General features: G+C 63.2%; 11 protein-coding genes. 3 read left to right on the top strand and 8 right to left on the bottom strand.

Features of this window, described 5'->3' with window-relative positions:
* Positions 1-2: 2 nt before the first annotated feature.
* From AC1RRT_RS05455 to AC1RRT_RS05430, 6 genes are read right to left on the bottom strand one after another with little or no spacing between them, the layout of a single operon-like run.
* Entirely contained in the window at positions 3-1391 is a 1389-nt protein-coding gene (locus AC1RRT_RS05455; protein WP_493012766.1) for an amidase, read from the bottom strand.
* A 35-nt stretch (positions 1392-1426) separates the two neighbouring features.
* Positions 1427-2716 (bottom strand): M20 family metallopeptidase, encoded by a 1290-nt coding sequence (locus AC1RRT_RS05450; RefSeq protein WP_493012765.1) that lies wholly within the window; start codon positions 2714-2716, stop codon positions 1427-1429.
* Positions 2717-2764: 48 nt separating this feature from the next.
* Complete coding sequence (locus AC1RRT_RS05445) at positions 2765-4390, bottom strand: ABC transporter ATP-binding protein (protein WP_493012764.1); 1626 nt, start codon at positions 4388-4390, stop codon at positions 2765-2767.
* A 4-nt stretch (positions 4391-4394) separates the two neighbouring features.
* Positions 4395-5237 (bottom strand): ABC transporter permease, encoded by an 843-nt coding sequence (locus AC1RRT_RS05440; protein ID WP_493012763.1) that lies wholly within the window; start codon positions 5235-5237, stop codon positions 4395-4397.
* Positions 5237-6178, bottom strand: a complete 942-nt coding sequence (locus AC1RRT_RS05435; protein ID WP_493012762.1) for an ABC transporter permease — start codon at positions 6176-6178, stop codon at positions 5237-5239. Before AC1RRT_RS05435 ends, AC1RRT_RS05440 begins: the two co-directional genes overlap by 1 nt.
* A 34-nt stretch (positions 6179-6212) precedes the next feature.
* Positions 6213-7865: an ABC transporter substrate-binding protein gene (locus AC1RRT_RS05430; protein ID WP_493012761.1), complete on the bottom strand. Its 1653-nt coding sequence runs from the start codon at positions 7863-7865 to the stop codon at positions 6213-6215.
* A 142-nt stretch (positions 7866-8007) separates the two neighbouring features.
* Here AC1RRT_RS05430 and AC1RRT_RS05425 point away from each other — a divergent pair, with 142 nt between their 5' ends.
* From AC1RRT_RS05425 to AC1RRT_RS05415, 3 genes are all read left to right on the top strand, one after another.
* Positions 8008-9474, top strand: a complete 1467-nt coding sequence (locus AC1RRT_RS05425; RefSeq protein ID WP_493012760.1) for a M81 family metallopeptidase — start codon at positions 8008-8010, stop codon at positions 9472-9474.
* 32 nt (positions 9475-9506) lie between these two features.
* Entirely contained in the window at positions 9507-11054 is a 1548-nt protein-coding gene (locus AC1RRT_RS05420; RefSeq protein ID WP_493012759.1) for a gamma-glutamyltransferase family protein, read from the top strand.
* A gap of 99 nt (positions 11055-11153) precedes the next feature.
* On the top strand, positions 11154-11711 hold the full coding sequence (locus AC1RRT_RS05415) for a VUT family protein (protein ID WP_493012758.1): 558 nt from the start codon (positions 11154-11156) through the stop codon (positions 11709-11711).
* 39 nt (positions 11712-11750) lie between these two features.
* On the opposite strand, the gene queC is transcribed toward AC1RRT_RS05415, so the two are convergent.
* Both queC and AC1RRT_RS05405 read right to left on the bottom strand, forming a co-directional pair.
* Positions 11751-12461 (bottom strand): 7-cyano-7-deazaguanine synthase QueC, encoded by a 711-nt coding sequence (queC, locus tag AC1RRT_RS05410; protein WP_493012757.1) that lies wholly within the window; start codon positions 12459-12461, stop codon positions 11751-11753.
* Between the two features lie 20 nt (positions 12462-12481).
* Entirely contained in the window at positions 12482-15088 is a 2607-nt protein-coding gene (locus AC1RRT_RS05405; RefSeq protein WP_493012756.1) for a TRAP transporter permease, read from the bottom strand.
* Between the last annotated feature and the right edge of the window lie 17 nt (positions 15089-15105).

Raw genomic sequence — 15105 nt, 5'->3', positions numbered from 1 at the left:
ACTCAGGGCTCCGGCCAGGGGCGCAGGGCTGGCCGCATCTGCTCGTACAGATGCGCCATACGCAGCACACCGACATCGTCGAAGCGGCGGCCAATGATCTGCAGGCCGATGGGCAGGCCGTCGCCGTCATAGCCGGCGCAAATCGAGGCTGCCGGCTGCTCGGACATGTTGAAGGGTGCGGTGAAACGGATGTGCTCGGACTTGTATTGCGGATCATTGCCCGGCGCGGCTTCCTCGGCATCGTAGGCTGTGATCGGCGAGGTCGGCGACAGCACATAGTCAAAGGCTATCGTCGCGGCCACGGTGGCCTCGCGCAGGGCGAAGACCTGGCCCAGGCCGCGCAGGGCGTCCACGGCCGTGTATCCGGCGGCCATGCCGCACCATCTGGCAATATAGGGCAGCACCTTGGCCTGGCGTTCCGGCGACATGGCGGAGAAATCGGCATAGGCACGCGACTGGAAAAAGGTGTTCAGGCCGTCGGCCATCGCCTGGGTCATGAAAGGCTTCACCGGTTCGATCGCGGCGCCGGCCGCCTCGAACAGTTTGGCTGCGCGCTCCACGGCATCTTTCACGGCTGGCTGCACCGGCGTGCCAAGGCCGGCATCCAGCAGCAGGCCGATCTTCAGTCCCCTGGCTTCGCCGTCCAGCAGCTTCGGATAGTCATGCTCGACATAGGGCAGCGACATGTAGTCGCGCGCATCTGGCAGGGTCAGGTGGTTCATCAGCATGGCGCTGTCCATCACCGTGCGGGTCATCGGTCCGGTGACGCGGCCGAGCGCCGGCGGGTTGATCGGAATGCGGCCGAGGCTGGGCTTCAAGGCGAAGATGCCGTTATAGGCCGCCGGCAGACGCACCGAACCGCCGATATCGGTGCCCAGCGCCAGCGGGCCATAGCCCGCTGCGATGGCGGCGCCGGCACCTGAAGATGAGCCCGCTGTGTTGCGCTTGAGGTTCCAGGGGTTGTGGGTCGTGCCATGCAGGCTGGAGACACCAGATGCCAGCATGCCGAAATCGGGCATGGTGGTCTTGCCCAGGATGACGCAGCCGGCCTCCTTCACACGCGCCGCCGGCGGCGCATCCACGGCGCTGGGTGTGAGGATCGCGGCCGCCGTGCCGATCGGCGTCGGCGCGCCTTTTGTGGCAATATTTTCCTTCAGCGTGATCGGCACGCCGTCCAGTGGACTCAGTTGCTCGCCCTTGCGCCAGCGCTGTTCCGATGCCTTGGCCTGCGCCAGCGCGCCATCGGCGTCAGTGATATACATGGCGTTGATCTTGGGTTCCCAGGCCTCAATGCGCTTGAGCGCTGCCTTAGTCGCCTCCAGCGGCGAGATGCGGCCAGTGCGGTATCCCATCCAGAGATCATGAGCGGTGAGCGTGTGCAGATCGGTCATGGCAGTCTGCCTTCTTTGTATATGGCGAAACAGAACTACAGCCGGTTGAGGCCGCACCAGCGCGCAGTGAATGTAGCCAGCACGCTGGCCACCTCCATCATGCTGTCGATCGACACCCACTCATCGATGCCGTGGATATTCTCGGCTTTCGGCCCATAGCAGGTCGCCGGGATGTTGCCGTAGAGATTGAAAAAGCGGGCATCGGTGGTGCCGGTGAAGGCATTGAACGCGACCTCGCTGCCGGCGACGCTGCGATGGCAGTCAGCCAGCGTGGTGACCATCGGCGTATTGATGTCGAGCACGAAGCCTTCGGCCTGGAAGCCCTCGTAGATCACCTTGTAGTCAATACTGTTGTTCTGCGGATGCTTGCGATGGGCTTCGGCGAACAGCTTTTCGACTGTCTCCCGTACCTCCGCCGGTGTGATGCCAGGATAGAAGCCAAGCCGGATATCGGCACGGCAGGCAGTCGGGACCGAGGACGCCCATTCGCCGCCTTGGATCTTGCCCAGGTTGAAGTTCACCGGATGCTCATGCGCATGGTATTCCGCATGGCGGCCGGCCGGCGCATTCCACTGATGTTCCAGCTTTTTCAGTTCGCTGAACATGTAGAGGGCGAAATCGATGGCGGCAACGCCGGTATGGGCGACCGAGGCATGCACCGGCTTGCCGGCCACTTCCAGCGCCAGCCACATCACGCCCATCTGGGCATGCATAATGCCCTGGAAGGGTTCGGGGATGAGCGCCGCATCGGCGCGATAGCCTTGCATCAGGCAGGCCAGTGCGCCATTGCCGGTGCATTCTTCTTCCACCACCGACTGCAGGATTACCTCGGCGGCGGGTTCAAGGCCGAGTTTCTTTAGCGCTTTCATGGCGATGATATAGGCGACGATGCCGGATTTCATATCGCCACCACCGCGGCCATAGAGCCTGTCGCCATCGACCCAGGGTTCGAAGGGTGGCTTGGTCCAGAGAGTCTCTGAGCCGACCGGCACAACATCGATATGACCGTTGAAGATCAGCGACTTGCCTTTTGTGCCATGGCGCGGCTTGTGGATGCCGACGATATTGTGGCGCCCGTCATAAGAGACGATGGAGGGGGAGTAGCCGGGATGGGCTTTCAATCTGGCTTCGTCGATGGCGAATTCATCGACCTGCAGGTCCATGCCCTCGAACACGCCGCGCACCAGATCCTGGGCGCTTTTCTCGTCGCCCAGGAGGGAGGGGCAGCGCACCATGTTGGCGAGCAGGTCGATCGCCTCATTGCGCAGGCTGTCGACGGCATGCTTGATGCCGGTCACATCGACCTGATCCAGAAGTGCTGACATCGCATCCTCCCCAGACCCGGTCGCTGCATCGCTGGCGACAGTAGGGTCTCAGCTTGCCTGTTTGTCTTCCAGCCAGTCGCGACCGGGCAGGGCGGCGAAAAGCTGCTGGGTATACTCATGCTGGGGCGCGGCGAAGAGCCGTGCCGTTTCGGCAAATTCGACAATCTTGCCGCGCTGCATCACCGCGATGCGGTCGCAGAGCCGGGCTGCCACGCGCAGGTCATGGGTGATGAACAGGATGCTGATGCCGAACTGGTCACGGATGTTCTCGAGCAGATCGAGGACCTGCGCCTGCACCGAAACGTCCAGCGCCGACACGGCTTCGTCAGCGACCAGGATTTCCGGCTCCATGGCGAGCGCGCGGGCAATTGCCAGGCGCTGGCGCTGGCCGCCGGAGAATTGATGTGGATAGCGCTCCAGCGCATTAGCGTCGATGCCCACCGTTTTGAGCAGGCTGCGCGCGCGTTCGAGCGCTTCCTTGCGCGAGATGCCGTAATTCAACGGGCCTTCGATGATTGACTGCCCGATGGTGCGGCGCGGATTGAGCGAGCGATACGGATCCTGGAATACAACCTGGATGCGGCGGCGATGCGGATGCAGCTGGCGCTCGTTCATATGGGCGATATCGGCGCCATCCAGAAGAATCTGTCCGCCGGTCGGATCGATCAGACGGGCGACGCAGCGCGCTGCTGTCGACTTGCCCGAGCCAGATTCACCCACGATGCCCAGCGTCTGACCTTTGTAGAGTTGCAGCTGAATGCCATCGACGGCATGGACGGTGCGCGTCCCCTTGAACATGCTGGTGGAGACGTAGGTCTTGGTCAGATTCTCCGCCTTCAGCACCGGCTCGGCGGTGATCGGAGTGGCCTGCCGGGGTTTCAGCCGGGGCACGGCGTTGATCAGCATTTTGGTGTAGTCATGCTGCGGCCGGTAGAGCACGTCTTCGGTCTTGCCGGTCTCGACCACTTCGCCATAGCGCATGACGACCACGCGGTCGGCGATATCGGCCACCACACCGAAGTCATGGGTGATGAACAGCACGCCGGTGCCGCGCTTCTGCTGAAGTTCGCGCAGCAGGCTCAGAATCTGCGCCTGGGTGGTGACATCCAGCGCTGTGGTCGGCTCATCTGCAATCAGCAATGCGGGCTCAAGCGCCAGTGCCATGGCGATCATGACGCGCTGACGCTGGCCGCCGGACAGCTGATGCGGATAGGCATTCATCAGGCGCTCTGGATCAGGCAGATGCACGTCGGCGAACAGCTGCTGCACGCGCTCTTCCCGGCTGACGCCGCGGCCGGTCCAGCTGTGGGCGGCCAGCAACTCCACCACCTGTGCGCCGACGCGGTGCACAGGGTTGAGCGCCGTCATCGGTTCCTGGAAGATCATTGACATGCGGCTGCCGCGCAGATCGCGCAAGCGCGCTTTCGAGGCCTGGCGCAGGTCTTCGCCTTCCAGCCTGATTTCGCCGCTGACGATCGGCAGACTGCCCAGCCCCATCACGGTGCTGGCGGTGACCGATTTGCCCGAGCCGCTTTCGCCGACCAGGCAGACGATCTCGCCGGGCATCACCTCGAAACTGATATTCTGGACAGCCAGGTTGCGGTCGCCACCCTTGGGCAGCGCGACAGCCAGATTCTTGACGCTGAGAACCGGTGCGGTTTTGGCTTCTGACATCGGATCAGGCCCCCAGCCGCTTTTTCATGCGCGGATCGAGCGTATCGCGCAGGCCGTCACCCATGATGTTGACAGCCAGGATGGTGCAGGCGAGGAAACCGCCGGGGAACAGGATGATCCAGGGCGCGCGCTGGAACACGGCGCGCCCCTCGGCAATGATGTTGCCCCAGGTCGGGATGTCGGTGGGCAGGCCGGCGCCCAGGAAGCTGAGGATCGATTCCGTCAGGATGGCGGAGGCGCAGATATATGTGCCCTGCACGATCAGTGGCGCGACAGTGTTGGGCAGGATGTGATTCAGCAGGATCTTGATGGTGGGGGTGCCCAGGCCGACGGCGGCCTCGACATAGGGTTCTTCGCGGATCGAGAGTACCACGCTGCGCACCAGGCGGGCGACACGCGGGATTTCCGGGATGACGATGGCGACGATCACGGTCAGCAATGAGGCGCCGCTCAGGCTGACTAGCGCGATGGCCAGCAAGATGCCCGGGATGGCCATCAGGCCATCCATGGCGCGCATCACGATGCCGTCCAGCCAGCGGATATAGCCGGCGACCAGGCCGATGGTCAGGCCAATGCTGATGGCGATGGTGGCGACGCAGGCGCTGACCAGCAGCGAGACGCGGCCGCCATGCACAACGCGGGTCCAGACGTCTCGACCCAGCATGTCGGTGCCCATCGGGAATTCATCCGATGGCGGCTTGAGCCGGAAGCGCGGCGCGATCTGCAGCGGGTCATACTGCGTCAGGAAGGGCGCAAGCAGAGCGATGAGCAGCAGCAGCAGCAGGATGCCGCCGCCGATCACGACCGAGGGATTGCGAAATGCTTGGTGCTGGAGAAAAGCGCGCATCAGTACCGGATTCTGGGGTCGAGCAGTACATAGGCGATGTCGATCGCCAGGTTGATCAGGACATAGATGCCTGAGAACAGCAGGATAATGCCCTGGATGATCGGGTAGTCGCGAGCCAGAACGGCATCCACCACCAGGCGGCCAACACCGGGGATATTGAACACAGTTTCGGTGATCACCACGCCGCCGATCAGGAGTGCGAAGCCGATGCCGATCACCGAGACGATCGGGATGGCGGCGTTGCGCAGCGCGTGCTTGACCAGCACAACGCGTTCCTTCAGGCCCTTGGCATGGGCGGTGCGGATGTAGTCCTCGCCCAGCACATCCAGCATGGCGGCGCGGGTGATGCGGGCGAACAGCGCGATATAGATGAAGCTGAGTGCAAAGGTGGGCAGCGCGATGCGGGCCAGGAAGGCCGGCAGGCCCTCGCGGATCGAGGCGAAGCCCTGGACCGGGAAGATGTCGAGCTTCATCGAGAAGACGAAGATCAGAATGTAGCCCAGCACAAAGACCGGAATCGAAAAGCCGGCGACTGATAGGGCCATGATGCCGCGGTCGATCCAGCTGCCCTGCTTCCAGGCGGCCAGGATGCCCATTGGCACGGCGACGAGAATGGCGAACAGCAGCGTGCAGAGCGCCAGTGAAATCGTGGGTTCGACGCGCTGACCGATCAGCATGGTGACCGGCTGCTTGGAGAAGACGGAATGGCCAAGGTTGCCCTGTGCCAGCTGGCCGATCCAGGTGATGAACTGCTCGGGGATCGGGCGGTCGAGGCCGAGATCGCTGCGGATCGCGGCGATCACCTCGGGTGTGGCGACATCACCGGCCAGGATAGCGGCCGGATCGCCAGGGCTGAGGCGCAGCATGAGGAAGACGAAGATGGCTACCACCCCCATGACGGGGATGGCAGCCACCAGACGCGACAGGATCAAACGCAACATGGGTAAAACTTAACCGGACGATGATGCGCTGATCTTACTTTTTCTCGACATTCCAAAGGATGTAAGCCGGGCTCGGCAGCATGCCTTCGACATTCTTGCGGATGGCCGAGGGCTGGAAATATTCGCCCAGCGGGATGTAGGTGACCATCTCATAGGCGCGCTTCTGCACCGCGATGGCCAACTCCTTCTGCTTCGCCGGATCGGTCTCCCGCGCATAAGCGTCGCGCAGCTTCTCGAGTTCGGCATCCTCGGTCCAGCCGAAGAAGCCGCCGGTCTTGCCCAGGCCGCGCACGCCGGCATTGCCGATCGGGTTCATCATGTCGGCGGTGCCCCAGGCGGTGTGGAAGATATGCCAGCCGCCCTGATCGATGCCGTCCATCTTGGCGCGGCGGCCGACGAGTGTCTGCCAGTCCATCGACTGCATGTCGATATTCAAGCCGATCGCCTTCAGGGCCGGCGTGGTCACCAGCGGGAGCTGGCTGATGCTGTTCAGGTCGGTCGGGGCCATGATGACGATCTTCTCGCCCTTGTAGCCGCTTTCCGCCAGCATCTTCTTGGCCTTGGCCAGGTCGGGCTTCTTTGTGTTGGTGGCGCCTTCCTCGCTCTTCAGCGGGGTGCTGCAACCGAACATGGCGCCGCAGACCTTGTAGTATTCCGGATCGCCGACCTGGGCGGCCAGATAGTCTTCCTGGAAGGTCGCGGCCATGATCGCCTGGCGGATCTTCACGTTATCCAGCGGCGGCTGCAGCCAGTTCATGCGCATCATGTAGTTCATGCCGAGCGGACCGAAATCCTTGACCAGGACGTCCTTGGACTTCTTCAGCTCCGGCAGAAGGTCGTAGGAGGCCTGCTCCCAGATATCGATTTCGCCCTTGGTGATGGCGTTCATCGCCGTCTGCGGATCGGTCATGGTGATCCACTCGACGCGGTCGACCTTCACCACCTTGCCGCCGCTCATGAAGGAGGGGGCTTCCGTGCGCGGTTTGTAGTCGGGGTTCTTCTCGTAAACCACCTTCACGCCAGGCTGGAACTCAGCCTTGATCATGCGATACGGGCCGGAACCGATTTCGTCGGGCACGTTCTGGGTGTGCGGCGTATCGGCCATTGCCTTCGGCATGATGAAGGGCACGTTCGAACTGGGCTTGCCCAGCGAGTCGAGCACCAGGCCATAGGGTTCCTTCAGCACCAGCTGGAAGGTCTTGTCGTTCACTGCGGTGAGGTCCTTGGTGAAGGACATCAGTTTCTGGCCCATGCCGTCAGCCTTGCCCCAGCGCTGCAGCGAGGCAACGACATCGGTGGAGGTGACTGGCGCGCCATTGTGGAATTTCAGTCCGTCACGCAGCGTGAAGGTGTAGGTCAGCTTGTCGCCGCTGACCTCGTACTTCTCGACCATCTGCGGCTTGACCTGCATCTTGTCGTCAACACCGAAGAGGGTGTCGTAGATCATGTAGCCGTGGTTGCGCGAGATGAAGGCGGTGGTGATGATCGGGTCGGTAGTACGCAGGCCCGAATGCGGAATGAAGCGCAGAACCTTCTTGTTGTCTTGCGCTGCTGCATCGTTCATCGTGATGCCGCCAAATGCAGCAGCAAAGGCCACAAATGAGGCAGCGTAGCCGAGGCGGCGCAGATTGGTCCGCAATGCGGGCGAACCAGTCAAAACGCGGGTGGAGGACGTGTTCTTCTTCATTGATACCCCCTGTCAGAAGATTTGCGACATCCGGAAAGCGTGGTCCAATGAACCGCCCTTCGTCAAGCGGATTCGATCTTGCACGAACGATCTTCCCGGTATCTGTTTCATACCGGCCTGCTGACTGAGGAGAATCTGTTCGATGAATGTGTTCATCGCCTGCCTGGGAACCGAGACCAATACCTTTTCGCCGTTGCCCACCGGGGAGGACGGATTTCGGGAATGGATGCTGTTCCACGGTGATGCAACCCGGCGGCCGGAGAACCTGTTCTCGGCGCCGTTGCATCTGTGGCGTCAGGCCGCCGAGGCCCAGCAGGCCAAGGTGACTGAAAGCCTGTCGGCCTTCGCCCAGCCGGCCGGCGTGACGGTGCGCAAGGTTTACGAGGGATTCCGCGAGGAAATCCTGCGTGATCTGCAGGCCGCCATGCCGATCGATATCGTGCTGCTCAGCATGCACGGCGCCATGGTGGCCGATGGCTATGACGATTGCGAGGGCGACCTGCTCGAGCGCGTGCGGCAGATCGTCGGGCCGAAGGCCGCCGTCGGCGCCGAGCTCGATCTGCATTGCTCGATCACCGCAAAAATGCTGGCGAACGCCGATGCGCTGATAACCTTCAAAGAGTACCCGCACACCGACAGCAAGGAGCGGGCGCAGGAACTGTATGACATCCTGCTGGCCAAGCATCAGGGCGGCGTGAAGCCGGTGATGGCGGTATTCGATACGCGCATGATCAATCTGTGGCGCACCCCGCTGGAACCAATGAAATCCTTCGTTGCCGAAATGCAGGCGCAGGAAGGCAAGGATGGGATCCTCTCGGTTTCCTTCGCGCATGGCTTTCCCATGCAGGATGTGCCCGATGCCACGGCCAAGATGATCGTGATCGCCGATGGTGACGGCGCCAAGGCTGCCGCGGTGGCCGAGCGCTTCGGCAAGAAGATATGGAGCCTGCGTGAGCAGACGGCGGCGCGGAATCTGAGCATCGATGCGGCGCTGGATCGCACCATTGCCGCCGACGCCAAGCGTCCCGTGGTGCTGGCCGATGTCACCGATAATCCCGGCGGCGGTGCACCGGGTGATGCCACCTTCATCTTGCGCCGCATGATCGAACGCGGCATCGGCAATGTTGTGAGCGGCGTCTACTGGGATCCGATGGCGGTGCGGTTCTGCCGCGACGCCGGCGAAGGTGCGGTCCTGGAGTTGCGCGTCGGCGGCAAATGCGGTCCGGTTTCGGGCGATCCGCTCGACCTGACGGTGACGGTGAAGCACGTGATCGAGGATGCGGCGCAGTCGGCGCTCGCCGGCCGCCTGTCGATGGGGCCGGCGGTCTGGGTGCAGGCCGGGAATGGCATCGACCTGGTGTTGAATTCCAATCGCACGCAGACCTTCCATCCCGATGCCTTCAGCCAGTTCGGCATCGATGTGGCGTCCAAGGCGATCATCGTGGTGAAGTCGACGCAGCATTTTCACGCCGGCTTCGCGCCGATTGCCGGCGAGATCCTGCATGTCGAGGCGGCGGGCGCCATGCGGTCGGATTTCGCCGATATTCCCTTCCAGAAAGTGCGCGGGCCCTACTGGCCGCGCGTGGCCGATCCTTTCGCCGCCGAGTAAGATTTCAAAAATAAAGTAGAGAGAGTCTCGTCATGTCATCCAACCTGAATCGTACCCTGCAGTTCCGTAAATCGGCGGCCAGCAGTCGTCGCGGCGTGGTGGTGTCGCAGAACCAGGCCGCCGCCGATGTCGGCGCGGCGGTGCTGCGCGCTGGCGGCAATGCCATTGACGCCGCCGTCGCCACCTCCTTTGCCGTCAGCGTGTTGGAGCCGTGGATGAGTGGCATCGGCGGCGGCGGTTACATGCAGGTTTATTGCGCCCGTACCAAGCAGGCGCATGTGATCGACTTCGGCATGATCAGCGCGGCTGGGCTTGATCCAGCCGATTACCCCCTGGTGGAAGGCAAGGGCGGCGACATGTTCGGCTGGCCAGCCGTCCTGGAAGACCGCAACATTATCGGCTATCCGGCTATGGCCGTGCCGGGTCAGGTCGATGGCATGCGACTGGCACTGGAAAGCTTCGGCACCCGCAGCTGGAGCGAGATGCTGGCGCCGGCGATCGAACTGGCGAAACGCGGCATGGAGACCGACTGGTTCCTCAGCCTGCAGGTGACCAATGCGGCGCGCAGCCTGGCGAAATCGCCGGCGGCGAAAGCACTGTTCCTGGCCGACGGGTTTCCGCCGGGCGCGGAGGCCGGCGGTTATCTGAAGAACGTGGCGCTGTTGGCCAGCCTGCAGCGGCTATCCCAGGCCGGCCCGCGCGACTATTACGAAGGCGAGCTGGCCAAGAAGATCGTCGCCGATCTGGCGAAGGGCGGTTCGAAGATTTCGGCCGCCGATCTCAGCGGCTATCGCGCCCGTCTGCTCGAACCGCTGCGCTATGATTACGGCGGCAAGACGCTGCTGCTGACGCCGAACCTCACGGCTGGGCCAAGCCTACGTGACGCCTTCGAGGTCGCCGGCCCGAAGCTGGATCGCAAGGGCCTCTCGGGGCAGAGCTATGTCGCCTATATCGAAGGTCTGACCGAAGCCTACGAGAAGCGCCTAATCGGCATGGGGGATACCGACAACGGCAAGAGCTGCACCAGCCATCTTTGCGTGGTGGACGGTGACGGCAATATGGTGGCGCTGACCCAGACGCTGCTCTCGGCCTTCGGCAGCTGTGTCATGCTGCCCGAAAGTGGCATCATCATGAATAACGGCATCATGTGGTTCGACACCCGCCCTGGCCGTCCGAATTCCATCGGCGCCGGCAAGCGCCCCTTGAGCAACATGCTGCCCACACTCGTGCTGGATGGCGACCGGCCCTGGCTGGCGGCTGGCGCGTCTGGCGGTCGTCGTATCATGCCGGCAGTGATGCAAATCCTATCTTTCCTGATCGACTACAAGATGCCGTTGGAAGCCGCCTTCCATCAGCCGCGCATCGATGCCAGCGTGATGGGGCAGCCTTGGTACGATCCGCAGCATGACCAGGGTGTGCAGGATGCAGTCAGAGGCCGCTTCCCCGGTGCCTTGCCCAAGCGCCGCGATCCCCTGCCGCTCAACTATGCCTGCCCCAGTGCGGTGATGTTCGGGCCGGATGGCGTCTGCAGCGGCATGGCCGAGATCGCCCAGCCCTGGGCCAGCGCTTCTGCTGTCTAAGAATTTACCAAGGAAATACAGTCACTAATCCGGCCGGACTTGCCTCCGGCCGGCCTGGGCCGTATATCCCGCCGGCATTTTCGCTACAGGAACAGGGTCATGGATCGCCAGCGTTTCGAAGGCTTTGCCTATCTCGCCGCCTTTATCGCCTGCGTGCCGGTCGCTAATTGGCTGATCGGCAATGTTGGGACTGTCTGTATCCCGAAGGGGCCCTGTCTCATTCCGGTTGCCCCGTTTGGCATTACCGCGCCCAGCGGCGTGCTGATGATCGGTCTGGCGCTGGTGCTGCGTGATCTGGTGCAGCGTCGCCTGGGCAAGGGCTGGACGCTTGGCGCCATCTTCGCCGGTGCGGCGCTGTCGGGCCTGGTGGCGCCGCCCGCGCTGGTGGCGGCCTCAATGGCCGCCTTCCTGCTATCCGAGCTGGCCGATTTCGCCGTTTACACGCCGCTGCAGAAGCGCGGCCTGATCCGTGCCGTGCTGCTGTCCAGCCTGGCCGGCCTCTGCGTCGACTCCGTCGTGTTCCTCTATCTTGCCTTCGGCAGCCTCGACTATCTGGGCGGGCAGATCATCGGTAAGGCTTGGATGGTGTTGCTTAGCCTGCCGGTCATCCGGCTCTTGCGCGATCGCGACCAGCGGCTTGGCATTGCCGCAGCCTGATTAAAAAAGGCGGCTTACGAGCCGCCTTTTTCTTTCCAGCTATTTCTTTTTGGCTTTCATCTCGGCGATGGCCTGCAGCCAGTAATCCGGATCCTCGTACTGCGTGGGATCGGGCACATCGGCCAGATGGAAGGCTTCGCGCCGCTCCACGCAGGTGCCGCACCGCCCGCAATGCTGCGCGCCGCCCTTGTAGCAGCTCCAGGTCAGGTGATAGGGCACGCCCAGCCTGGCGCCCTCGGCGACGATGCCGGCCTTGTCGGTGCCGGTGAAGGGCGCATAGAGCTCGACCTCCCACATGTCCTCCAGCGCGCAGTCCTGCATGGCGCGGAAAGCCTCGACGAAGGCTGGGCGGCAGTCGGGATAGATGAAATGGTCGCCACTATGCACGGCGATGCCCACCGCATCGGCCTGGGCGCCAGCGGCGATGCCGAAGGCGATGCTCAGCATGATGGCATTGCGGTTGGGCACCACGGTGGACTTCATGTTGTCCTGCGCGTAATGCCCGTCCGGGATCGCATTGCCGCCGCTGATCAGCGAGGACGAGGTGAGAAAGCGTCCGAGGCTGGTGATGTCCACCACATCGTGGCGTGCGCCCAGTTCCTTGGCGATGCGCGCGGCATGCTCGATCTCTCGACGATGGCGCTGGCCATAGTCGAAAGAAATAAGGCGGTCGAGCTTGCGCTCGACCGCCGTCTTGTAGGCCAGGGTGACGCTGTCGATGCCACCCGAACAGAGAACGACGGTCTTCATGGGACCATCATTTACGACGATCAGGCGGGCTGCGCTACCCCCCGCTCGATCCGGCGGCGCCGGATCTGCCACAGGATGATCAGAGCGTAGAGCACAATGGCCGGGGCCGCGACCCAGTAGGGATTGGGGCGCGGGTTCGGCTGCTTGACGCCGATCACCTCATTCCCGGTACGGACCTGTAGCTTGGCGGCTTCCGAGCTCGGCCGCACCGTGCCAACGACCAGCCGGTTGCCCTGCTGGATCACGGTGATACCCGCGGCCTGCAGCTTCTCGGCCACCGTGTTGCCGCTCGCCAGGTTCAGGCGGATGGCCTTTTCGACATCGTCGCCATCGCGGTCCTGTGCCAGCAGGCGGAAGCGCACGGCGTCACCGGGCTTGGTCTGGTCCACGATCTGGGTGAACTGGCTGGACGGCAGGTCCTGGTACGGCGGGATGATCTGGTCCATCCAGTAGTTCGGGCGCAGCAGCGTGAAGCACACCAGCAGCAGCAGAACCACTTCCACCCAGCTGCATTTGGTCAGCAGCCAGCGCTGGGTCGCGGCGACAAAGGCACCCATGGCCAGCGTGGCGCAGAGCACCACGACCAGGAACTCTACCACGCCACCAATATCGATCATCAGCAACTGGGTGTTGAAGATGAACATGAAGGGCAGTACGGCCGTGCGCGATTCATAAATCGTTGCCTGCCAGCCCACCTTCATCGGATCGGCGCCGGCGATCGCGCCGGCGGCATAGGCGGCAAGACCCACCGGCGGCGAGACGTCAGCCATCAGGCCGAAGTAGAAGACGAACATATGCACGGCGATCAGTGGAACGATCAGGTCGTTGAGCTGCGCGATCTCCACCACCACCGGCGCCATCAGCGTGGCGACGACGACATAGCTCGCCGTGGTCGGCAGGCCGGTGCCCAGCACGATGTTGATGACGGCAACCAGCATCAGCATGATCACGAAGTTGCCGGCCGACAGGAATTCGACCACCTCGACCAGCACCAGGCCGATGCCGGTCAGCGTCACGGTGCCGACGATGATGCCGGCCGCAGCCGTGGCGATGCCGACGGCGGCCATGTTGCGGCCACCGGTTTCCAGACCGCTGACGAAGTCGGTCCAGCCCTGCTTCCAGCGTGCATGCATGTCGCCTTCCTTGCGGAAATAGGCGGTCAGCGGATGCTGGGTCAGCACCACGGATGCCATGGCGACGCAGCCCCAGAAGGCCGAGAGACCGGGCGACAGCTCTTCGATCATCAGGCACCAGATCAGCACGCCGACCGGCAGCAGGTAGTGCAGCCCTGTGCGCGCCGTCTCGAAGAAATCGGGCACGGTGACTAGCGGCTTGGTCGGGTCGTCGATCGGCAGGTCGGGGTTCTTGGCGCGCAGGCGCACCAGGCCGGCATAGGCGAGAACCAGCAGCACCATGGCGATCCAGGTGGCGGCGCCGCCGAAGACGTCCGTCATCCAGCCCAGGCCATATTTGACGATGCCACAGAGGATGATGAAGCCGCAGATGGTCATCAGGCCGCGCAGGGCCGAGGCGGCGATGCTGCGCGTGCGAGTCAGCGGAATGCCTTTCATGCCAGCCTTCATCGCCTCGATATCGACGATGTAGAACAGCGCGCCATAGGTCATGATCGCCGGCAGGAAGGCGTGCTTCACCACCTGCGAATAAGGAATGCCGACATATTCGGCCATGATGAAGGCAGCGGCGCCCATCACGGGGGGCATCAGCTGGCCGTTGACGCCGGCCGCGGATTCGATGGCGGCGGCCTGGGTCGGCTTGTAGCCGACGCGCTTCATCAGCGGGATGGTGAAGGTGCCGGTGGTCACCACATTGGCGACCGAGGAGCCGGAGATCATGCCGGTCAGGCCCGACGAGACGACGCCTGCCTTGGCCGGGCCGCCGCGGAATTGGCCGAGCAGCGAGAAGGCAACCTGGATGAAGTAATTGCCGGCGCCGGCTTTCTCCAGCAGCGCGCCAAACAGTACGAAGAGGAAGATGAAGGCGGTCGAGACACCCAAAGCGACGCCGAACACGCCTTCAGTGGTGAGCCAGAACTGCGAGGCGGCGCGGCTGAGCGAGGCGCCCTTGTGTGAGATCATCTCCGGCAGCCAGGGACCGGTGAAGACGTAGATGAGCAGGATCACGCAGGTGATCGGCATCCAGATGCCGTCAGCGCGGCGCGAGGCTTCCAGCAGCACCAGCACGCCAACCACTGATACGGTTATGTCGGCGGGTGTCGGCAGGCCGGGGCGGGTCGAGAGCGCACGGTAGAAAACGACCAGGTACAGCACGGCGGCAATCGACAGGACGATGAAGATCCAGTCATAGGCCGGGATGCGATCGCGCGGCGCTTTCACGCTGGCCGGATAGGCGGCGAAGGCGAGGAACAGCGCGAAGGCAAGGTGAATGCAGCGCGCCTCGGTGTCGTTGAAGATACCGACATGGAAGATGAAGGGCAGCGGTGAGGCATACCAGAGCTGGAACAGCGACCAGGCGATGGCTGCGAATGCGATTGCCTTGGTGACGATCGGGCCGGGATGGCGGCCGCCGCGATCTGCCATCTCGACGAGAGCATCGAGATCGACATTCTGCGGGATGTTTTCACCCGCACCTTGGGATTTGCTGGTCATGGTAACTCACCGATTGT

The sequence above is a fragment of the Ferrovibrio sp. GW821-FHT12B10 genome, from assembly GCF_058807515.1.
The sequence above is the reverse complement of the archived record's forward strand: the minus strand, read 5'-3'. Positions and strand labels throughout refer to the sequence as shown.